Raw genomic sequence first — 20,182 nt, 5'->3', positions numbered from 1 at the left:
AGAAAACAGAAATCGAAATATCGTTTCTTTCTTCGGTCGAGCAATTTATATCAACCCTCAGTCACTTCGTGACAGCTCCCTTAGGAAAGGGAGCCTTTTCGGTTGAGATTGCGAAGTCCCCGACACGCGTGTCAAGGGACTTCGCAATGACGATTATTCAGATCGGTTGAGATGGGACGCGCGCGTCCTTTTCTTCGATCGAAAAACTATTGAAAGGTACTCTATGCAAAAAGCGATAAAAGGATTGACTCAATTTTTCACAAAATCAGATGTGATCCTGTGGCTGCTGACGATCTCCGCGAGCGCTTACAGTCTGCTGTTGATCAACTCCATGCAGAGAGCCTCGGATTACAGCTACATGACGCCGCAGATATTGGCGCTGATATTGGGATATATCGCGGCGGTCGTTGTCACGCTCATCGACTATGAGCGGATATCAAAGCACTGGATCTTGCTGATGATCATCTCGCTCGGACTGCTGCTGATGGTGTTCGTATTCGGACGAAACGTTACCGGTACGGATGATACCGCGTGGATCATGCTGCCGGGCGGGATCTCGTTCCAGCCGTCGGAGCTGGTGAAGGTATTCTTCATCGTCACCTTCTCCCGACATATGCAGCTGCTCAAGGAGAATGATATGCTCCATCACCTGCTCGGCGTTATCTCGCTGGTGATCCATATGGCGGTACCGGTGGTGCTGATCCATATGCAGGGCGACGACGGTACAGTGCTGATCTTCCTGTTCATGTTCATCATCATGGCGTTTATCGGCGGCGTACAGCTCCGATACTTCCTGATCATGATCGTACTGCTCGCGGCGGGCATCCCGATCCTGTGGAGCTATTTCCTCAATGAGGAGCAAAAGAACCGCTTCACCGCGATCTTTGACATCGACGGCAACGCGATGAAGAACTACGGATGGCAGCAGTATCAGGGCAAGGTCAGCGTCGCCTCGGGCGGACTGAGCGGCACGGGTCTCGGCAACGGCGCGAGGGTCGCCTCGGGTATCGTTCCCGAACAGGAAAACGACTTTATCTTTACCGTAGCCGGCGAGGAACTCGGCTTCATCGGTTGTGTGCTGCTGGTATTCATCCTTCTTTTGATCTGCGTCAAGCTCGCGATGAACGCGATGTCGGCGCGCGATTATCTGGGCAGGATGATCTGTGTCGGCGTGTTCGCGATGATCAGCGTGCAGTCGATCATCAATATCGGCATGGTGCTCGGACTGCTCCCCGTCGTCGGTATCACGCTTCCGTTCTTCTCCTCCGGCGGTACCTCCCTGCTATCCGTTCTGATCAGTATCGGGCTGGTACAGAGCGTGCATTATCATAAGGATGTATCGGATTCGTCACAGGGTGTGCTCAAAATCAATAAGTATAAGTACATGACGCCCGCGCGTTTCTGATCGAATATCGTAGATGATGAATCACTCCCTTCCGTTGTGAAGGGAGTTTTTTTGCTTTATATAGGAGATTTTTTTATTTGCGATAACATAAACGTTATTTCATTGAGATACTCGCTTCGCTCAGACAGTTTAATACAATCCCTCAGTTTCGGCTTAACGCCTCAACAGCTCCCTTTCCCAAAGGGAGCCTTGGAAAATGGGAGATTAATCATTATTTATTTGCGATAACATAAATGTTATTTCATTGAGATACTCGCTTCGCTCAGACAATTTAATACAATCCCTCAGTTTCGGCTTAACGCCTCAACAGCTCCCTTTCCCAAAGGGAGCCTTGGAAAATGGGAGATTATTCATTTTTTATTTGCGATAACATAAACGTTATTTCATTGAGATACTCGGTTCGCTCAGACAGTTTAATACAATCCCTCAGTTTCGGCTTAACGCCTCAACAGCCTCCTCGCCGGAAGCGGCTTCTTCTGCGAAGACAGCCGACCCTTTTGTCCGCTTTGCGGACATTTCCCCTAACAGGGGAATCTCCCCTTGTCCTTCGGACATTCCCCCAACGGGGGCACCTTTACCAAAGGGAGCCTTGGTAATCGGTTTCTCAGATATTGATTGGACTGTTTATGACACAAGAAAACGCACTGCCGTGTGACAGTGCGTTGGTGATTATTTCTTTGTGACAGTGACCTGATCAGCCGTGTATGATCCGTAGATCCATGTTTCGGTATAATCACCGCTCAACGAGAGTTGTAGCTTGATACCCTGTCTGGACACGCTTTGACCGGTTTGTAATTCACTGAGCTTTTCCTTGAAGTCATCCGGGATCTCGACGGTCATTTTGATATCATCCGAAGTGATATCCTTGATCTCGTCCTCATTTCCGTAAAGCTTCACTCTGATCTCACCCGGCGTAAAGGCGTAGGTGTAGCCGTCGGATTCATAGGTGATCTTCTTGGAAACAGAACCGTCTGAGTACGGGCTCAGATCCAGCGACACCGTAGCCTTGGTGGGAGCGGTCTTTTCGTTTCCATCCGCGACGATCTTACAATTATCCGGAGGCGTGATGGTGAAATCCTCCTTGAAGCTTTCGTTCTTCAGATCGGTGTAATCCAGCGTCGTGAGCGTCAAACCGTTTTTGTACTTATCCAGCTCGGACTGCTCGCCGGCTATCCTGACTGCAGAGGGTGATACGTTCGCCTGCGTCTTTACGCCGCTCGGCTTGTTTTTGTATTCGACCTTCAGATTAACGGTAGCGATCGGAAGCAGCTTGGCGGTGACGTCGACAGATTCGACAGCGGGAGTAAGATAATAATCTTCTAACGTTCTGCCTTCCTTGTCTTTGTAGATGAAATCCCTCTTGCTGGTTCCTTCCTCGGTAATCTCACCATGCACTTCTACGGTAGCGATCTCATTGATTAAGGATTCGGGACCGGTGACCTTGATTTTTGACTGAGAAAGTGTAACGTTGGCGTACTTGTCTTTATCGTCGTTTTTGAAGGAACAGGAGTTGACGATATCGAATTCCTTTTCCAGAGGCTGATCGACAAATACCGTTAACGTCGAGGGAGTGATCGCTTCAACGTCATAGTTCGTCAGCGTGCCGGTCTTCTCATAATTCAGAGTGACCTTATATTCCTGCGGCGACAGAACGGCGTTGTCGGGAATATTGAGTTTGCCGGTGATCGTGATATTATCGGGTTTTAAGGAGCCGACGATGATCGCGTTGCCTTTGACATCGACAGATACCAGCGGAACGCCGTTATCGTTAGTTGATACACCGGAGTACTTATCGATAAAATAGGTGTAATCAAAATCCGAATCAGGCAGATTGATGGTGACCGGTACGTTGGGAACGTTGACCGACTTGATATTGGTATCGGAAACAAACGATACGATGATCCATGATGTGAAGGAGAGGATGAAGGAAAGGATCAGCAAGAAGATGTTAGAATCAAATAATCTTGATAAGAAACTCTTTTTATTCTTTTTCATTCTTCTTCTCCTTTCGCTTGTTGAAAAGAGTAGCAAACATGCCGGAAGCGTTGTTGTTATCTCCGACAATGATCAATTCGACCAACCTGTTATAAAGGTCATCGCGTTTGAAATCGCGCGTCAATATACCGTTGAGCGCGACAGAGATACTGCCGGTCTCTTCCGATACGACGACCACGACCGCGTCACTCGCCTCGGACATACCGATCGCGGCGCGATGGCGTGTGCCCAGATCCTGACTGATGTTCAGGTTATCCGACAGCGGAAGAATACAGCCCGCCGCATGGATCTTGCCCTCGCGGATAATACACGCGCCGTCATGCAAAGGCGCTTTGTTGAAGAAGATGTTGCCCAACAGCGCGGGAGATACGTCACTGTTGAGAACGGTACCGGTGTCAGCAATCTCACCGAGCGGTGTTTCGCGTTCAAACACGATCAGCGCGCCGGTCTTGGATTTGGAGAAAACAGCGCAGGTATCCGCCACATCGGAGAGAGCCCTATAGATCTGATCCTCGGGATTCTGTACCGTCGAGGATACAAAACTTCGCAGTCTTTTGTTAGATCGGCCCAGCCGTTCCAGACCCAGTCGCAGTTCGGGCTGGAACACGACGATGAAGATGATCGCCCAATAGGTGAAGATCGAGTTGAGGATATACTTCAGCATCGTGAGCTCGAAAAGATACGACACACCGTAGACGGCCAATAAGATCAAGAAGCCCTTGATCAGCTGACCGACACGGCTTTGACGGAATAATCGTAACAGATAGAATAATAACAGCGCGATGATCGCAACATCGATAAAATCCTTAAAGGTAAAGGTTTTCAATGTTGCTAACAGCTGTGAGAAAAAAGTTTGTTCCATACATTCGTCCTTCCGAAGGCTTTAACATTCCTGATGATCCTTTATTTGTAAAGACCATACTAACTCAATTTAATCAATCACATTTTTATTCTAACATACGTTATTTATGATTGCAAGGTGAAACCGGTATTTTTCAGAAAGATTTCACATTGCATTTACATTCTGCTTAATACCCTCTGTAAATATGCCGTTTCATCGGCGGAAGTGAATACTGACGGCGAGACGCGGACAACGCCGCTGTCGATTGTATGGAGCGCTTTGTGAGCCAACGGAGCGCAGTGTAATCCCCCTCTGACGGCGATATTGAATTGTTCGGAGAGTTTTACCGCGACGGATTCACTGTCCGTGCCGTCGACAGTAAACGCCAGTACCGGCGCGTAAACGCCCTCCCGGTCATCCTCTCTGCCGATAATACGGAGCTTATCATGGCGCTTCAATGTTCGATACAGCCCCTCGATCAGCCTGTTTTCTTTTTGATAGATCCTCTCGATCCCGTGTGACATGACAAAATCCACACCGGCTTTCAACCCGAGTATACCCGCGATGTTCTGTGTGCCCGCTTCCAGCCGATCGGGATAAAAATCCGGCATTTCCGGCTGTGCGGACATACTCCCCGTGCCTCCGGCGATCAGCGGAGCGATACGATTATCATTTCCGATCAGCAGCAGTCCTATTCCCATCGGGCCGTAAAGATATTTGTGTCCGGGACAGCAAACATAGTCATATGCGTCATTCACCATGTCGATCGGGAAAACGCCCGCGCTTTGGGCGGCGTCCAGACAAAACATGATGCCGTAGCTGTGCGCCAACGCGCAAAGACGTTCTGTCGGCAATTTATAGCCGATGACGTTGGAGGCGTGGGTGCAGAGGATCAACCGCGTGTGTCGATTGATCGCGTTGCGAAAGTTGGATAATGTCGCTTCGTCATTCCCTATCACGACGTCGGCGATATCAAAGGTGATCTCCCCCATCTCCTTGAGCTGATACAGCGGACGGTATACCGCGTTGTGCTCTAAGGAGGATATGACAACATGATCGCCGTGATGCAGCACGCCCTTGATGACCGTGTTCAAGGCTTGGGTACATCCGGGCGTGAAGATGACGGCTTCGGATGACGGCGCGTGAAAGAAAGCCGCGATCGTCTCGCGCGCCTCGTACACCATCCGCGCTGTTTGCAGGGATTGCCGATATCCGCCTCTGCCGGGGTTGAAGCCATAGCTCTTGACCGCCTGCTGTACCGCGCGGATCACCTGCGGCGGCTTTGGGTACGTGGTGGCGGAGTTGTCGAGGTAGATCACGGCTTCTCCCGCTCCGCTCTGCCGAGAACGCGGACGCCCTTTTGGCGCAGGAGCTTTTCCGCTTCATCGGTTCGGTTCGGCACAAACAGACAGTAACCGCAGGATTTGATATTCACATTTTTGGGCGTGCGCTGGATATAAGAACGGATCTGATATTGTTCCAAAATACTCTTTGCTTTCATCGCGTAGGTCACGGAAGGCAAAAGTATCAATTCATTTTTCATAAAAAAACACCTCTGTTCCCTATCAGTCTATGATAGAAAAACAAAGGTGTGAGATGCGCGCAGAGCCGTGGCGCTTTTTTCTGCGTCATTAATAACAAAAGCATCCGAGTATCGGAATATCGATCATTGCACGACTGTCATTAGCCCTTCAATACATCCGACATATCATACAGTCCCGCGGGCTTGTCCTTCATATAGGCGGCGGCATTGACAGCGCCTGCCGCGAATACGCCCTTGCTCTGTGCCTGGTGCTTCAAGGAAACGACCTCGTCATGACCCGCGAAGATGACCTCATGCTCGCCGACGATCGTACCGCCGCGGATGGAGTGGATGCCGATCTCGTTATGCTCGCGTCTTTTGCGGTACGCGTGACGGTCATAGACATACTGAGCGCCGCCAATCTCCTCATTGATCGCGTCGGCGATCATCAGCGCGGTACCGGAGGGCGCGTCGATTTTGAGGTTATGATGCTTTTCCACCACTTCGATATCAAAGCTGTTGTACAGCACCTTAGCCGCCATCTTGGACAGCGCGATCAGCACGTTGATGCCCAGCGACATGTTGCCGGAGTAGAACACAGGGATCTGTTTCGCGGTATCCTTGATCTTCTGCACCTGCGCGTCGGAAAAACCGGTGGTGCAGATGATGACGGGAGTCTGGTTCTTCACGGCGAAAGCGAGCATATCATCGAGCACCAGCGGATTGGAAAAGTCGATGATAACGTCGGGCTTTTCCTGAACGTCATAAAAACAGGTGTATACGGGATATGCTTTGTCGCCGTCGGCGATATCGACGCCGCAGGATATCATCGTATCCTCGCGCTCGTTGATGCAAGCTTCCACAGCCTGTCCCATTTTGCCGAGACAGCCGTTGAGCAGTATCTTGATCATAAAAAACCTCCTTATATGGGCTTCACAATGACTGTTACATTAACAACATTGTGAAACAGGGCGAAGTGCTTCGCCCTGTGTGTTTGAATATGAATTTGTTCAGATCCCGCCTCGCATCATATCATGGTGATCCAAAGACGGAATAGGTGAAGCGTCACGCTTCTTACGCGTATTTACCGATCAGGTTGTACTTCGCAAGGCAATCCTTGAGATCGTGATAGCCCGAATAGCTCATCGGCACGAGCGGCAATCTGCACTCGCCTGCGTTGAAGCCGATCAGGTTCATCGCGGTCTTGACGGGGATCGGGTTGACGTCGGAGAACATGATATCCATCAGCTCAACATAGTGGAAATTCAGCTTGGAGGCTTCCACAAAGTTGTTGTTCAGGCACAGCTCACAGATCTCATGCATTTCCTTCGGACAGAAGTTGGAGAATACCGAGATAACGCCCAGAGCGCCCAGAGACATGAAGGGCACGGTCTGGTCGTCGTTGCCGGAATAGATATCCAGTCTGTCGCCGCACAGAGAACGTGTCTGTGATACGCTGGAGATATCGCCGTTCGCTTCCTTGGTCGCAACGATGTTTTCATGCTTGCACAGCTCCGCGTAGGTCTTGGGCTTGATGTTGCAGCCGGTACGCGAAGGTACATTGTACAGGATCATCGGCAGATCGATGTTGTCCGCGATGGTGGTAAAGTGGCGGATCAAGCCGTTCTGCGAAGTCTTATTGTAATAAGGTGTGACGGATAACAGCGCGTCAGCACCGGACGCCTCAGCGGATTTGCTCAGCTCGATCGCCGTGCTGGTATCGTTGGAGCCGGTACCCGCGATAACGGGGATACGACCGTTGATACGCTCGCAGACAAAGGATAATACCTCGCAATGCTCCTTGACGGTCAGGGTAGCAGCCTCGCCGGTAGTACCGCACGCGATGATCGCGTCAGTACCGTTCTCGACCTGGAATTCCAGTAAACGCGCCAGCTCTTCAAAATTGACGGAACCGTCGCTGTGCATCGGGGTGATCAGCGCTACGCCGGCACCTGTAAAAATATGCTTATTCATAAAGAATCCTCCTGATAAATGTGATAAAAAGGAGTATTAACATCAATGATCGATCAATAAATCACTGACCACTGATCACTCGTTATCAGTCCATGTAGCCCTCGGCGCAGAGCAGTTCAGCCATCAAAACCGCGCCGCCTGCAGCACCGCGCAGGGTGTTGTGGGACATACAGACGAACTTCATATCATACTGGGTATCGGGTCTGAGTCGACCGACGGATACCGCCATACCGCCCTCGAGCATACGCTCAGACTTGATCTGAGGTCTGTCGGGTTCGGTGAAATAATGCAGGAACTGCTTGGGGGCGGAGGGTAACTCGAGCTCCTGTGCTCTGCCCTTGTAGTTGTTCCAGATATCGATGATCTCCTCGACGCTCGGCTTTTCTTCTACGCCGAAGTCGATGAATACCGCGGCGGTGTGACCGTCAGAGACCGGTACACGCAGACACTGTGAGGTGATTGCAATGTCATCCGCGTTGACGATCTTGTCGCCTTCGATATGCCCCCAGAGCTTGAGCGGTTCCTGCTCGCTCTTCTCTTCCTCACCGCCGATATACGGGATCAGGTTGTCGACCATCTCGGGCCAGCGCTCAAAGGTCTTACCGGCGCCGGAGATCGCCTGATAGGTGCAGGCAAGGACTTTGTTGACCTTATATTTCTCTTTTAAGGGATGGATCGCGGGAACATAGCTCTGCAAAGAGCAGTTGGACTTGACGGCGATGAAGCCGCGTTTGGTGCCCAGACGCTTTCTCTGCGCGTGGATGATCTCGGCGTGATCGGGATTGATCTCGGGAACGATCATCGGCACATCGGGTGTACCGCGGTTCGCGGAGTTGTTGGAGACGACAGGGCACTCAGCCTTGGCGTAAGCCTCCTCCAGCGCCTTGATCTCATCCTTCTTCATATCGACAGCGCAGAATACGAAGTCGACCTTCGCGGCGACCGCCTCTACATCGGCGGCGTCCATCATGACCATATCTTTGATATTCGCGGGGATCGGAGCGGTCATCGCCCATCTGCCTTCGACAGCCTCGGCATAGGTTTTGCCGGCACTGCGCTTGGACGCGGCGACAGCGGTAACATTGAACCACGGGTGGTTTTCGAGCAAGAGAGAGAATCTCTGACCGACCATGCCCGTGGCGCCGATAATTCCGACATTAAACGTTTTCATATTATATACCTCCCAATTTCAAAAAAACAGTTGAGTTTTTTCCAATAATAATATATTATATGATAGGCAAATTCATACAGATGTATAATTTACGTCATGTTATAATATACCATTCCGTTGCGGATTTGTCAATTTCAATTATGTAACAACTGCGTTTTTTGAGGTCAATGTATGAAGACAAGTGATTTTTATTATGATTTACCGCAGGAACAGATCGCGCAAACGCCGATCGAGCCGCGGGATCATTCCCGATTGATGGTGCTTCACCGTGAGAATGATGAGATCGAGCACCGCCGTTTTGATGATATACTCGACTATCTCAACGAGGGCGATTGTCTGATCGTCAACGACTCCCGCGTGATCCCCGCGCGCATCTACGGCGTCAAGGAGGATACCGGCGCGAAGATCGAATTCCTGCTGTTGAAGCAGCTCAGCGGTGATCGCTGGGAAACGCTGGTCAAGCCCGGTAAGAAAGCGAAGATCGGCGCCAAGTTCATTTTCGGCGACGGCTTGCTCAAAGCCGAGGTCGTCGATGTCGTGGACGACGGCAACCGTATCGTCGAACTGCAGAGCGAGGAGAATATCTATACCACCCTCGACAAGATCGGTCAAATGCCTCTGCCCCCCTATATCACCGCAAAGCTCGAGGATCAGGAGCGCTATCAGACGGTCTATTCCCATGAGCTCGGCTCAGCCGCCGCTCCGACTGCCGGTCTGCATTTCACGAATGAGTTGCTCGATCGGATCCGCGCGAAGGGCGTAAACATCGGATACGTCACGCTCCATGTCGGCTTAGGCACATTTAGGCCCGTCAAGGTCGATGACGTCACCAAGCATAAAATGCACAGTGAGCATTATGAGATACCCTCAGAGACCGCTGAGCTGATCCGCAAAACGAAAGCGAACAGCAAACGCGTGATCGCGGTCGGTACGACCTCCTGCCGTACGCTCGAAAGTGTCGCGGCGGAGTACGGCGAGATCAAAGCCTGTGACGGCTTTACCGATATTTTCATTTATCCCGGCTTTGAATTCAAGGTACTCGACGGACTGATCACCAATTTTCATCTGCCCGAAAGCACACTGATCATGCTGGTGTCCGCTTTTTACGGCTACGATAAGACGATGAAGGCGTATGAGGTCGCGGTCAGGGAGAAATACCGCTTTTTCTCTTTCGGCGACGCGATGTTGATTGTTTAGAAGATATACCGATTCTCCATTTATATTCACTTCATAATATATCGTTGACACTCAAATAAAACTAATATATCATACAGATATATAACAGAGAACGGAGGCTTTCAGAATGAGCGAAAGAGAATATGCAAAAAGTATCATAGATATTATTTCCGATGAACAGTTAAGCGATGTGATTGAATACTTAATCAATTCGACAGATGAATCCCGTGATGAAGAAAAGTTTAAACTGGTTTCTGCTCATGTACTGAATAAATATCACAAAGCGTTTGAGGAGTTGGCAAAATGATCAAATTCAGTAAAGAAAAGGTTTTGCTCTTACATGAATTGATTGCAAAAGAAACGGGCGGCGACGAGGGAGTGCGAGATTTCGGACTTCTTGAAAGCGCATTAGAATCCGCTTATCAAACCTTTGACGGAATTGAGCTTTTTCCGTCAAAAGAAGAGAAAGCCGCAAAACTTGGTTATTCTTTGATTTCAAATCATGCATTTGTTGACGGAAACAAACGTATCGGAATGTATGTTATGCTTGCTTTTCTTGAGATGAACGGAATTTATATTTCACCTTCTGACGATGACGTCATAAAAATCGGAATGGACGTTGCTTCCGGTAAAGCAAAATACGAAGATGTTTTGGATTGGATCAAACGATTTGAATGAAGATAACCATTTAAACCATCGAAATAGGCGACGCGATGGCAATATTATAAGCAAAAGGAAATACTATGTATACATTATTGAAACAAGAAGGAACTGCCCGACGCGGTGAGTTCAAAACCGTTCACGGCACGGTACAGATGCCGGCGTTTATGAATGTCGCGACCTGTGCCGCGATCAAAGGCGGGTTATCCGCGTATGATCTGCAAAATATCAATACGCAGGTCATGCTGAGCAATACCTATCATCTCCATCTGCGTCCGGGTGACGAAACGGTCAAGAAGCTCGGCGGTCTGCACAAGATGACCGGATGGAACGGCGTGATCCTCACCGACTCCGGCGGGTTTCAGGTCTTTTCGCTGGCGAAGCTGAACAACATCACCGAAGAGGGCGTTGTGTTCAACTCCCACATCGACGGCAAACGCATCTTTATGGGTCCCGAGGAAAGTATGCGGATCCAGTCGAATTTAGGCTCGACCATCGCGATGGCGTTCGACGAGTGTGTGGAAAATCCCGCGCCGTATGACTACGCCAAGGCTTCTGTCAAGCGCACCACCAACTGGCTCAACCGATGTAAGGCGGAGATGGACAGGCTCAACTCGCTTGACGGTACCATCAATCCGCATCAAATGCTCTTCGGCATCAATCAGGGCGCGACCTATCGCGATCTGCGGATCGATCACATGAAGGAGATCGCCGCGCTTGACCTCGACGGCTACGCAATCGGCGGACTGGCGGTCGGCGAGCCTGCCGAAACGATGTATGAGATCATCGAGGCAGTGGAACCCTTCGCGCCGAAGGATAAGCCGCGCTACTTGATGGGCGTCGGCACACCGGTCAATATCCTCGAGGCGGTATACAGGGGCGTCGATCTGTTCGACTGTGTCATGCCCTCGCGCAACGCAAGACACGGTCATCTGTTCACGTGGAGCGGGATCATCAATATCATGAACGCGAAATATGAGCTGGATGAAAACCCGATCGACAGCGAATGTGACTGTCCCGTGTGTCAGCATCATACCCGCGCCTATCTCAGACATCTGTTCAAAGCAAAGGAAATGCTCGGTATGCGGCTGGCGGTCATGCACAATTTGTACTTCTACAATACGCTGATGCAGAAAATACGTGACAATTTAGACGCGGGTAGCTATGAGGTTTTCTATCAAAAATACAGAAATATCCTTGATAAGCGGATATAATGCAACTTTATACTTGCAAAAATCATTCTTACCTGTTATAATAACTTGGAATAATTTGAAAGGAAGATAAACTATGTTTGGTTCAGGATCCGGCGGCAGCTGGTGGATTATTTTAATTTATGTAGGTCTGTTCGCAGTTCTTTACTTCTTGCTCATTCGCCCGAATTCGAAGAAGAAGAAACAGGAACAGGAAATGCGCAACAATATCCAGATCGGTGATGACATCACGACGATCGGCGGTATTCAGGGCAGAATCATTGCGGTCAAAGAAGAAGAGGACGCTTTCGTGATCGAGACAGGTCCCGACCGTACCAAGATGAAGTTCAAAAAATGGGCGATCTCCAGCGTCGATACCGTCAAGGAAACGACTCCCGCGAAGAAGACAACAGCGGATAAGTTCCAGGAGCTTCAGGAGCGCCGTGCCGCGAAGAAGGCCGCGAAGGAAGAAAAGAAAGCACAAAAGAATAACGAATAATGGATTTCACCCCTGCATAGAGTGTACAGGGGTGAATTTTTTATGTCTGATTTCGGTAAAGATAAAGGGCACATCGTCAAAGCGGTTTTGATCGGTGTGCTTTGTTCTGTTGTACTGTCCGTGCTGCTCACCTGTCTGTTCTCGATGATGCTGAAGTTGATGTCTGGTATCCCCTATGAGATCATCGACTATGTGATGGTCGCGATCGAGGGCTTCAGCGTGTTGATCGGCGCGTATATTGCCTGTGTGATCGCCAAATGCAAGGGACTGGTCATCGGCGCGTTATGCGGCGCGATCGCATTGATGATCGTGTTCGCGGTCGGGATGAGTATCGCAAAGAATAACATCGGGCTTTTGACGATCATCCGCAGTGTCGTCATGCTGTTGTGCGGTATTATCGGCGGTGTTGCGGGAGTGAATCGAAAAGAAAAAGTCCGAATCAAATAGAAAGGCCTCCCCAATGAACAATGTCATTTCGTTAAGAAACTGTATCTCGCTGACGCCCGGTCAATGAATACAATCCCTCAGTCACCTGACAAGTGTGTCAGGTGACAGCGTGTCGTACGCGACCCCTTTACCAAAGGGAGCCTCTTAACTAAATGATCTTGTATGTATCATGGGGAGGTTGATTTGAATATTGCTGAAAAATCCTCAGGATATGGGGTTGTGAGCTCGATCAACTCTTTTGTGATCGGATGCGGTAATGTGATGGACTGACAGTGCAGCGCCTGACGCCGGATCAGCTCGGAACTGCCGCCGTACATCGTATCACCCGCCAGAGGATGACCGATCGCGCTCATGTGACAGCGGATCTGGTGCGTCCTGCCGGTTTCGAGCCAAACCTTGCACAAGGTGTAACGCCCAAAGGACTGTATCGGCTCATAATGGGTGATCGCCGCTACGCCGTCCTCTCGCACACAGCGCTCTATCTTGCTGTCGGGCGCGGCGCCGATCGGCAGATCGATAATACCGTTCCCGGTGATGATTCCCTCACAAATTGCTACATATGTCTTTTTGACAGTCGAGAAAACCATGTTGTAGGCGATACGGTCTTTGGCGAGGATCACGATGCCGGAGGTATCCTTGTCCAGTCGGTTCAGCGCGCGAAAGGGATAGCTCTCTCCCCTGCTCTGCTGGTAATACATGACGATGTTCGCCAGTGTGTCGAGCTGGTGGATCTTGGTGGGGTGTACCGGCATATAGGCGGGCTTATTGACGATCAACAGGCGGTCGTCTTCAAAGAGGATATCGAGCTTGCCCTCAACGGGAGTGATATCACTTTGCTCTTCCTTTGGCAGGCGCACTTTGATGATATCGCCTGTGTGTAGGATATGATGCGCGCGGAGCTCTATACCATTGCGGGATATACTGCCCCCGCCGTAACGGATGACCTTCATGGAGCGTGCCGAGAGACCGCAGATCCGCCTGAGAAAGCTCTTGAGCGTGATACCGTCATCGGCAGGGCTCACGGTGAACTCATAATATCCGATAGCCATAATGCAGCACCAGATAAATGATGATGAGTTCCACGATCAGGATCAGCGGGATCCCGACCATGAATTTCGGTTTGCGGGTCTTGTGACGGATCAACAGCATCGTCAGATACATCGCGGGTGAACCGCCGAGCGCCGATATCAATAACAATGTATTCTCTTTGACGCGCCAAGTGCCCTTGACGGCGGCGCGCTTATCGTGGATCGTCACGATGACCGCGATGAGATTGATAATGATCAGATAAATATACAGAAATTTCAAAATGACCTCGGAGTGATAAAATGTTCTATAAAAGAATAATACCGTTTTTACTGTCGTTTTTGTTATTGGGCGGTTCCATCCTCTATGTGTCCGGATCGGACAAGGAGCGTGAGAGTACGGAGCCAAAGCCAATACAGGATGTGAGCCAAATCACCGTAGAAAAGCCGAAGGAAGAGATCCGCGGCGTATGGGTGACTTACATGACGCTGGATGTGGAGAATGAATCGGATAAGGAAGCGGCGTTCAAGGAGAAGATAGACACTGTGATCGCGGATATGGAGAACGCGGATCTGAACACGATGGTCGTACAGGTTCGGCCGTTCTGCGACGCGCTCTATCCGTCAAAATACTATCCGTGGTCGCATATCCTGACCGGAACACAGGGTGAGGATCCCGGATACGATCCGCTCGATACGATCATCAGAAAAGCGCATGAGCATGATATCATGGTGCACGCTTGGCTGAATCCGTATCGTATCAGCACCAAGGACACGCCGTCTAAGCTGAGCCATGATCATCCCTATGTCAAGGATCCGTCGATCGGCGTGGAGGTCAACGGCAGTGAGTACCTCAATCCCGCGGATGATAAGGTGATCGAGCTGATCACGAACGGCGTGAAGGAGATCGTAGAAAAGTACGATGTGGACGGGGTCCAGTTCGACGATTACTTTTATCCGCCCGACTGCGGGGATTTTGACCAAGACGATTATGACGCCTATTGCGCCGCGACGGACTCTCCCCTATCCTTGGAGGAATTTCGCAGAGATAACGTGGATCGGATGCTCCGCTCTGTCTATCAAGCGGTTCATTCGATAAAGAACAATGTTCTGTTCGGCGTTTCACCGCAGGGGAATATGCAGAATAATGAGAAGCTGTACGCCGACGTCAAAAAGTGGTGCGGTGAAAAGGGCTATATCGACTATATCTGTCCGCAGATCTACTTCTCGCTGGATAATCCCGCGCTGACCTTTGAGGACGGCTTACAGGATTGGCTCGATGCGGATCAACATGACGGACTCTCGCTCTATATCGGTATTCCCGCCTACAAAGCGGGTACGGACGCCGACAGCGGGACATGGCTGGATAATGACGATATCCTGTCCACGGAGCTGTCCATCACGCGTGATAAGGGCTGTGACGGCTTTATGCTGTACAGCTATGACAGCTTCCACAATGAAGATAACCGACAGGAAGTCGAAAACGTGATACGGTATTTGAATGAGAGAATAGAAAGGTGACTCGCTTACGCTCAAACAAATATACAATTCCTCAGTCAACATTCGTTGACAGCTCCTTTTACCAAAAGGAGCCTTAGATTTCTCCGACGCAGTAATCATCGTAGGCTTCGGTGAGCTTGACGTCGTATATTTCGCCGGAAATAACGCGGTCATCTTTGACGCGCACCTTGGTATAGTTCTTGGTATACCCTTCCATCATGCCGTCCTTTGAGCGGGTCTCAAATAATACGGGTTCGGTTAATCCGACCTGACTTTGCATAAAACGGCGTTGTTGCTCGAGCGTATGCGCGATCATGATATCGGCGCGTTTGTGCTTTAAGTGTTCATCGATATGACCGTCCATTTTATCGGCGGCGGTACCCTTGCGGCGTGAATACGGGAAAACATGGGTTTTAGCAAATCCGATCTCATCGGTGAAGCTGACGGAGGCGTTGAAATCCTCCTCGCTCTCCCCCACGAACCCGACCATGACGTCGGTGGTGATGGAGGGATTATCGAAAAGGCGGCGGATATCCGCGACGATACGCGCGTATTCGGCGGTATCATAATGGCGGTGCATCCGCTTTAAGGTCGTGTCACAGCCCGCCTGTAAGGACAGATGAAAATGCGGGCAGAATTTCGGTTCCTTCGATAAAGCGCTCAGAATATCCGCGGTCATGCGTTCGGGTTCGATCGAACCTAATCGCACCCGTTCGATACCGTCCGTTTGACAAACGACCTTGACCGCGTCGTAGACATTCAGATCCCATTCCTGACCGTATGCCGAGAGGTTGATACCGACCAAAACGATCTCTTTGAAGCCGTTTTCGGCGAGTGCTTCTGCCTCTTTACGAATCTCATCCAACTCTTTGGAGCGAACTCTGCCGCGCGCGTACGGGATGATACAGTAGGTGCAAAAACGGTTACAGCCGTCCTCGATCTTGATGCACGCCCGTGTGCGCTCGTTGAAAGCGTTGATCCGCATCGGCTCAAACGCTTCGTTGTTTTGGTGCTCACCGATACGGATGATCTGTCGGCGCTCCATTAAGAATTCTTCGATCAAAGGGATGATATCTCTGCGGGCGGTATTTCCCATCACGATGTCGCACCCTTCAAAAACGGATATGTCATCAAAAAATGCCTGCGGCATACATCCGCACAAGATAATGATACTGTCGGGATTCTCGCGTCGGATCCGACGGATCAGCTTGCGATTCTTTGCGTCACCGGTCGCGGTAACAGTACAGGAGTTGACGATATTGATATCGCTGTCCTGATAGGATTCCGCCTTTATATAGCCCGCCTGATTGAGCAATTCCGCCATTACCTCGGATTCATATTGATTGACCTTGCATCCGAGCGTCATAATATAGTATTTCAAATAAAATCACCACGAATTATGTAGAAATATTCAGCATTTTGGGGGTTGCATAATGGAATGAATAGTGCTAAGATAGATAACGCTTGAGGAGGTTATCTAACTATGTACAGCACTAACATCGCGATCAGCGGCATTGAAAAGGCAAGAGCCTTTGTCGCTTTGACCGCAAAATATCCGCAAATTAAAATCACACTGAATCATAATGAGTATTCGATCGACGCCCATTCCATCATCGGCATCCTTTCACTGGATCTTTCCAAGCCGATCTATCTGGAAGCCGAGAGCGATGATATGGACGCGTTCATCGAAGAATTAAAACCTTTTACAGTATAATGATTCGATCATAAAAAGTCAAATGTTTCGTAAAGCGTCCTCTATCGGACGCTTTATTATTTGTGCATATAATCAGGGGCTGCCGTAGATATACGACAGCCCCTTTGGCTTATTCAGTTAAGTTGATCGATCAAATCGGACTTAGGAATTCCAGCCGGTGACCAGATAGTGACCCTGGCTGTTCTTGGTGCCGTCCATCCAGTAGCCTTCATAAGTACCGAAATCAGTGATGTCCTCAGTCTGAGCGCCGTTACCGTTGTTCAGGATAACGCCGACAGCGCCTTCGGGAACAGTACATCTGAACTGGGTCTCGCCATAGCCGTTTGTGATGGTCTCAGCCTGAGCAGCACCCGGCCACTCACCGCACAGGGCGGTACCGTTAGCGTCCCAAGCATAGACATACGCACTGCCCCAACCGAAGTTATCGGTAAGCAGGAAGGTGATCGGGCCGTCCGGAGTAGTAGGCTCAGGAGCCTCGGTGGGATCGGGCTGAGGAGCGGTTGTGGGCTGCGGTGCAGAAGTAGGTGTAGGAGCGGTTGTGGGTGTGGGAGCGTCGCCCTCTACATAGAAGATCTCATTAACATGATACGGATTACCGATACCGGCTAAGAAACGCTGGAGAAGAGTGGTATCGGTCGATTCAACATTACCGCTGCTGTCGATATCAGCTGCCAGAACGCCGTCAGCGGTCAGCTTCTTGACGTTTGCCAGATGGCGCTGCATCATGGTAGCATCGAGGATAGAAACGATGGTATCCTGATCTGCGTCGCCGCGGAGGATCGGTCTGCCAACGGGCTTTTCGGTGGGCTTCTCGGTAGGAGCCTGAGTAGGATCATCAGCGCCCGCGGTCAGAGAAGTGTCAGCGTTGGTCAGAGTCGCAACGGGATAATCACCGTAATCCTCAAAGCGGAGGTCACGCAGGATCATCGAACCGACGAGCTCATAACCGCCGTTCTCACGGTTGGAAGCGCTGTTAGCTGAACCGAAGTTGACAACCGTCTCGGGCATGGTACGGCCGCAGTAGCCGCCGCACTCGTTAAAGCTGTGGAACAGGTGGCAGCGTCCATAAGCGTCCATATGTGACTTATCGGTATACTGAGAACCGATGTAGCCCTCGTTGAACTTGACGTACTTGGTGTTTGCGGGAACAGTGAACGAATAGAGATTCGACTGACCGGAAACGGGAGTCAGCTTGTTGGAATCATAGGAACCGATCTTGGTGGAGGGAGCAACGCCGGTTTTGCACAGGACAAAGATACCGACGGTTTGCTGACCGGAAGTATTCTCATACGGCCACTTCATGACGCTGTTATCGAAGTAGACCTTCTTGGTCTCGTTCGCGTCCTTCTTCTTGATGTTATAGGTGCGGGATACGGTCTTACTGCCGTTGGTAGCAGTTACCGTGATATCGACACTCTTGCCGTAAGGAATGGTGCTCTTGAGAGTGAAGGTCTTGGAAGCGTCGGTAACGGTCTTGGCAGCGAGGTTGGAAACCTTGATGTCATAAGAAGTAGCGTTCTTGACGTCGACCTTGATGGTAGCCTCAGCGTCGGTGTAACGGCTGAGAACCTCGGGAGTCAGCTCAACATTGTTCAAAGAGAGCTTGATCTCGGGTGCGGAATTGTCGGCAGTGGTGTTGTAAATGACCGCAACGCCGGTAGAACCGATGTTACCGCTGATAGTACCATTGGATACGGTGAATTTGTTACCGGAAACCTGATCGGTATAAGTGCCGTTTGCCATAGAGCAAGACTTGCTGACAGAGCCGGCAGAACCGTTCAGGTCAACGATCAGCATACCGGTGGTGCCACGCTGTACAAACAGCTTGGAGCCATCTGCGGTGACGTTCTCATCCTGGCCTGCAAAAGCGTTCTTGAAGTGATTGACCGCAACGACAGTCGGGTCTTTCCATGTCTCGGCAGAACCGGGAGCACCCATCAGATCATCGTACTTGATGAAGCCGGGAGAATCAAGCTGCTCGTGCTTGGGACGGATGAAGAACAGTGCGGGAGCGTCTTTACGGGCGCCGATGGCAGCCCAACCGAGGATCTGCTGCTTCTTGGTCAGACCGGTGGAAGCCTGTGAGCAGAAGTTATCGTGAGACTCAACCCACAGTACGTTCTGATTCTTGGAAGAACCGGAGAAACCGTAGTTGATCAGGCTGTTGGCGTTCTTGTTGCTCAGCGCGCCGCGAACAGTGTTACCATACGCAAAGTCAGTAACGTTCATGTACGGTGTATAAGCGGAAATACTGAACTTACCTGCGGGATCAAGGATCTCACCGTAGATATAAGAGTTGGAGTTCTTTGCTTTGATCGCGCTGGTGACGGTGGGCCAATAGTCGGAAGCGAGATTACCGTCGGAAGGAGTCTCGATGTGCTTCGCGGCGTCAAAACGGAAGCCGTCAACGCCCATGTCGGACAACGGATTCAGCAGGCTGCTGATGACATAGTTCTGATAAGACTTGTTGCTTGTGTTCAGATCGGGAAGCTGACCGTCGAGGTCGTTCTGAACCTGATTCTGGCGGGAGTTGTCGTTGGCGATGTTCGAATGGTCGAGCAGATTGGAACGACGGGTGTAGCTTTTCAGAGTGGAATTGACGGCAGTGGTGTCAACTCTCTTCTCGCAGTTCTGTACATGGTTGGTAACGACGTCGGCAATAACCTTTACGCCGTAGCTGTGAAGAACAGAAGTAGCTTCTTCTACTTCTGCGGCGGTACCGAGAGCGTTACCGATCGACATATCTCTGGGCTGATAGAAAGACCACCAGTCAGTCGCGTAAGAGCCATCGTTAACGGTAGCCTTCGTGTACTGAACCGGAGAGATCTGAACGGTGGTATAACCCGCGGCGGCGATTTCGGGAGCATACTTCACGAGATCGCGCATGCGCCAGTTGAACGCGTGCAGGATATTACCGCTCTGGATGTTGGGCGCAAGAGCATAGTCCTGAGATGCGGTCGCGGCGGCATCCTTATCGGCAGCAGAGAAAGTGCCGGGGATGATCGCGACAGTCAGCATCATGACAAGAACCATGATCAAGCTAACTACTTTTTTCATTTGCAT

20 protein-coding genes are annotated in these 20,182 nt (G+C 50.5%); 9 read left to right on the top strand and 11 right to left on the bottom strand.

Annotated elements, in window-relative coordinates; genetic code table 11:
* The first annotated feature begins 244 nt into the window (after nt 1-244).
* On the top strand, nt 245-1,405 hold the full coding sequence (locus tag JKK62_RS04100; protein WP_201427028.1) for an FtsW/RodA/SpoVE family cell cycle protein: 1,161 nt from the start codon (nt 245-247) through the stop codon (nt 1,403-1,405).
* Between the two features lie 669 nt (nt 1,406-2,074).
* Here the strand turns inward: JKK62_RS04100 and JKK62_RS04095 are convergent.
* The 7 genes from JKK62_RS04095 to asd all read right to left on the bottom strand — a co-directional run bounded on the left by JKK62_RS04095 (nt 2,075) and on the right by asd (nt 8,908).
* Entirely contained in the window at nt 2,075-3,400 is a 1,326-nt protein-coding gene (locus JKK62_RS04095) for a CdaR family protein (protein ID WP_186833388.1), read from the bottom strand.
* Nucleotides 3,387-4,262, bottom strand: coding sequence for a diadenylate cyclase CdaA (gene cdaA, locus JKK62_RS04090; protein WP_186833389.1), 876 nt, complete (start codon nt 4,260-4,262; stop codon nt 3,387-3,389). The genes JKK62_RS04095 and cdaA overlap by 14 nt, the downstream gene beginning before the upstream one ends.
* Nucleotides 4,263-4,417: 155 nt before the next feature.
* A complete protein-coding gene (locus JKK62_RS04085; protein ID WP_186833390.1) occupies nt 4,418-5,560 on the bottom strand; it encodes an aminotransferase class V-fold PLP-dependent enzyme in 1,143 nt (380 codons plus the stop codon).
* Entirely contained in the window at nt 5,557-5,784 is a 228-nt protein-coding gene (locus JKK62_RS04080; RefSeq protein ID WP_186833391.1) for a putative Se/S carrier protein, read from the bottom strand. Before JKK62_RS04080 ends, JKK62_RS04085 begins: the two co-directional genes overlap by 4 nt.
* 140 nt (nt 5,785-5,924) lie before the next feature.
* Complete coding sequence (gene dapB, locus JKK62_RS04075; protein WP_186833392.1) at nt 5,925-6,674, bottom strand: 4-hydroxy-tetrahydrodipicolinate reductase; 750 nt, start codon at nt 6,672-6,674, stop codon at nt 5,925-5,927.
* A gap of 163 nt (nt 6,675-6,837) precedes the next feature.
* Complete coding sequence (gene dapA / locus JKK62_RS04070; protein ID WP_186833393.1) at nt 6,838-7,737, bottom strand: 4-hydroxy-tetrahydrodipicolinate synthase; 900 nt, start codon at nt 7,735-7,737, stop codon at nt 6,838-6,840.
* Between the two features lie 85 nt (nt 7,738-7,822).
* Complete coding sequence (gene asd / locus JKK62_RS04065; protein ID WP_186833394.1) at nt 7,823-8,908, bottom strand: aspartate-semialdehyde dehydrogenase; 1,086 nt, start codon at nt 8,906-8,908, stop codon at nt 7,823-7,825.
* A gap of 171 nt (nt 8,909-9,079) precedes the next feature.
* On the opposite strand from asd, the gene queA reads away from it, so the two are divergent.
* From queA to JKK62_RS04035, 6 genes are all read left to right on the top strand, one after another.
* A complete protein-coding gene (gene queA, locus JKK62_RS04060) occupies nt 9,080-10,105 on the top strand; it encodes a tRNA preQ1(34) S-adenosylmethionine ribosyltransferase-isomerase QueA (RefSeq protein ID WP_186833395.1) in 1,026 nt (341 codons plus the stop codon).
* A 106-nt stretch (nt 10,106-10,211) separates the two neighbouring features.
* A complete protein-coding gene (locus JKK62_RS04055; protein WP_186833396.1) occupies nt 10,212-10,391 on the top strand; it encodes a hypothetical protein in 180 nt (59 codons plus the stop codon).
* Entirely contained in the window at nt 10,388-10,762 is a 375-nt protein-coding gene (locus JKK62_RS04050; protein ID WP_186833397.1) for a type II toxin-antitoxin system death-on-curing family toxin, read from the top strand. The genes JKK62_RS04055 and JKK62_RS04050 overlap by 4 nt, the downstream gene beginning before the upstream one ends.
* A 65-nt stretch (nt 10,763-10,827) precedes the next feature.
* A complete protein-coding gene (gene tgt / locus JKK62_RS04045) occupies nt 10,828-11,958 on the top strand; it encodes a tRNA guanosine(34) transglycosylase Tgt (protein WP_186833398.1) in 1,131 nt (376 codons plus the stop codon).
* A gap of 73 nt (nt 11,959-12,031) precedes the next feature.
* Complete coding sequence (gene yajC / locus JKK62_RS04040) at nt 12,032-12,433, top strand: preprotein translocase subunit YajC (RefSeq protein ID WP_186833399.1); 402 nt, start codon at nt 12,032-12,034, stop codon at nt 12,431-12,433.
* Nucleotides 12,434-12,475: 42 nt separating this feature from the next.
* Nucleotides 12,476-12,880, top strand: coding sequence for a TIGR04086 family membrane protein (locus JKK62_RS04035; protein WP_186833400.1), 405 nt, complete (start codon nt 12,476-12,478; stop codon nt 12,878-12,880).
* 167 nt (nt 12,881-13,047) lie between these two features.
* Here JKK62_RS04035 and JKK62_RS04030 read toward each other — a convergent pair whose 3' ends face one another.
* Nucleotides 13,048-13,929, bottom strand: coding sequence for an RluA family pseudouridine synthase (locus JKK62_RS04030; protein WP_186833401.1), 882 nt, complete (start codon nt 13,927-13,929; stop codon nt 13,048-13,050).
* The gene (locus JKK62_RS04025; protein WP_186833402.1) at nt 13,910-14,188 is read right to left on the bottom strand and encodes a DUF1294 domain-containing protein; all 279 of its coding nucleotides are present in this window, start codon (nt 14,186-14,188) and stop codon (nt 13,910-13,912) included. The genes JKK62_RS04030 and JKK62_RS04025 overlap by 20 nt, the downstream gene beginning before the upstream one ends.
* Before the next feature lie 20 nt (nt 14,189-14,208).
* Between JKK62_RS04025 and JKK62_RS04020 the strand changes: the two genes are divergently transcribed.
* Complete coding sequence (locus tag JKK62_RS04020) at nt 14,209-15,426, top strand: glycoside hydrolase family 10-like protein (protein ID WP_186833403.1); 1,218 nt, start codon at nt 14,209-14,211, stop codon at nt 15,424-15,426.
* Between the two features lie 73 nt (nt 15,427-15,499).
* Here the strand turns inward: JKK62_RS04020 and mtaB are convergent, their stop codons facing one another.
* The gene (gene mtaB / locus JKK62_RS04015) at nt 15,500-16,786 is read right to left on the bottom strand and encodes a tRNA (N(6)-L-threonylcarbamoyladenosine(37)-C(2))-methylthiotransferase MtaB (RefSeq protein WP_186833404.1); all 1,287 of its coding nucleotides are present in this window, start codon (nt 16,784-16,786) and stop codon (nt 15,500-15,502) included.
* A gap of 102 nt (nt 16,787-16,888) precedes the next feature.
* Between mtaB and JKK62_RS04010 the strand changes: the two genes are divergently transcribed.
* Nucleotides 16,889-17,119 carry an HPr family phosphocarrier protein gene (locus JKK62_RS04010; RefSeq protein ID WP_186833405.1) on the top strand — a complete coding sequence of 77 codons (231 nt, stop codon included), beginning with the start codon at nt 16,889-16,891 and terminating at the stop codon, nt 17,117-17,119.
* A gap of 141 nt (nt 17,120-17,260) precedes the next feature.
* Here the strand turns inward: JKK62_RS04010 and JKK62_RS04005 are convergent, their stop codons facing one another.
* The gene (locus tag JKK62_RS04005) at nt 17,261-20,176 is read right to left on the bottom strand and encodes an alpha-amylase family glycosyl hydrolase (protein WP_201427027.1); all 2,916 of its coding nucleotides are present in this window, start codon (nt 20,174-20,176) and stop codon (nt 17,261-17,263) included.
* Nucleotides 20,177-20,182: the final 6 nt, after the last annotated feature.

The organism is Ruminococcus difficilis (assembly GCF_016680995.1).
This window is presented reverse-complemented; position numbering and strand designations above follow the sequence as displayed.

Bases quoted from the DNA above. Each gene is read 5' to 3' on its own strand.
- JKK62_RS04095 (WP_186833388.1), bottom strand. From the start codon at position 3,400: ATGAAAAAGAATAAAAAGAGTTTCTTATCAAGATTATTTGATTCTAAC.
- cdaA (WP_186833389.1), bottom strand. From the start codon at position 4,262: ATGGAACAAACTTTTTTCTCACAGCTGTTAGCAACATTGAAAACCTTT.
- JKK62_RS04080 (WP_186833391.1), bottom strand. From the start codon at position 5,784: ATGAAAAATGAATTGATACTTTTGCCTTCCGTGACCTACGCGATGAAA.
- dapB (WP_186833392.1), bottom strand. From the start codon at position 6,674: ATGATCAAGATACTGCTCAACGGCTGTCTCGGCAAAATGGGACAGGCT.
- dapA (WP_186833393.1), bottom strand. From the start codon at position 7,737: ATGAATAAGCATATTTTTACAGGTGCCGGCGTAGCGCTGATCACCCCG.
- asd (WP_186833394.1), bottom strand. From the start codon at position 8,908: ATGAAAACGTTTAATGTCGGAATTATCGGCGCCACGGGCATGGTCGGT.
- queA (WP_186833395.1), top strand. From the start codon at position 9,080: ATGAAGACAAGTGATTTTTATTATGATTTACCGCAGGAACAGATCGCG.
- JKK62_RS04055 (WP_186833396.1), top strand. From the start codon at position 10,212: ATGAGCGAAAGAGAATATGCAAAAAGTATCATAGATATTATTTCCGAT.
- JKK62_RS04050 (WP_186833397.1), top strand. From the start codon at position 10,388: ATGATCAAATTCAGTAAAGAAAAGGTTTTGCTCTTACATGAATTGATT.
- tgt (WP_186833398.1), top strand. From the start codon at position 10,828: ATGTATACATTATTGAAACAAGAAGGAACTGCCCGACGCGGTGAGTTC.
- yajC (WP_186833399.1), top strand. From the start codon at position 12,032: ATGTTTGGTTCAGGATCCGGCGGCAGCTGGTGGATTATTTTAATTTAT.
- JKK62_RS04035 (WP_186833400.1), top strand. From the start codon at position 12,476: ATGTCTGATTTCGGTAAAGATAAAGGGCACATCGTCAAAGCGGTTTTG.
- JKK62_RS04030 (WP_186833401.1), bottom strand. From the start codon at position 13,929: ATGGCTATCGGATATTATGAGTTCACCGTGAGCCCTGCCGATGACGGT.
- JKK62_RS04020 (WP_186833403.1), top strand. From the start codon at position 14,209: ATGTTCTATAAAAGAATAATACCGTTTTTACTGTCGTTTTTGTTATTG.
- JKK62_RS04010 (WP_186833405.1), top strand. From the start codon at position 16,889: ATGTACAGCACTAACATCGCGATCAGCGGCATTGAAAAGGCAAGAGCC.
- JKK62_RS04005 (WP_201427027.1), bottom strand. From the start codon at position 20,176: ATGAAAAAAGTAGTTAGCTTGATCATGGTTCTTGTCATGATGCTGACT.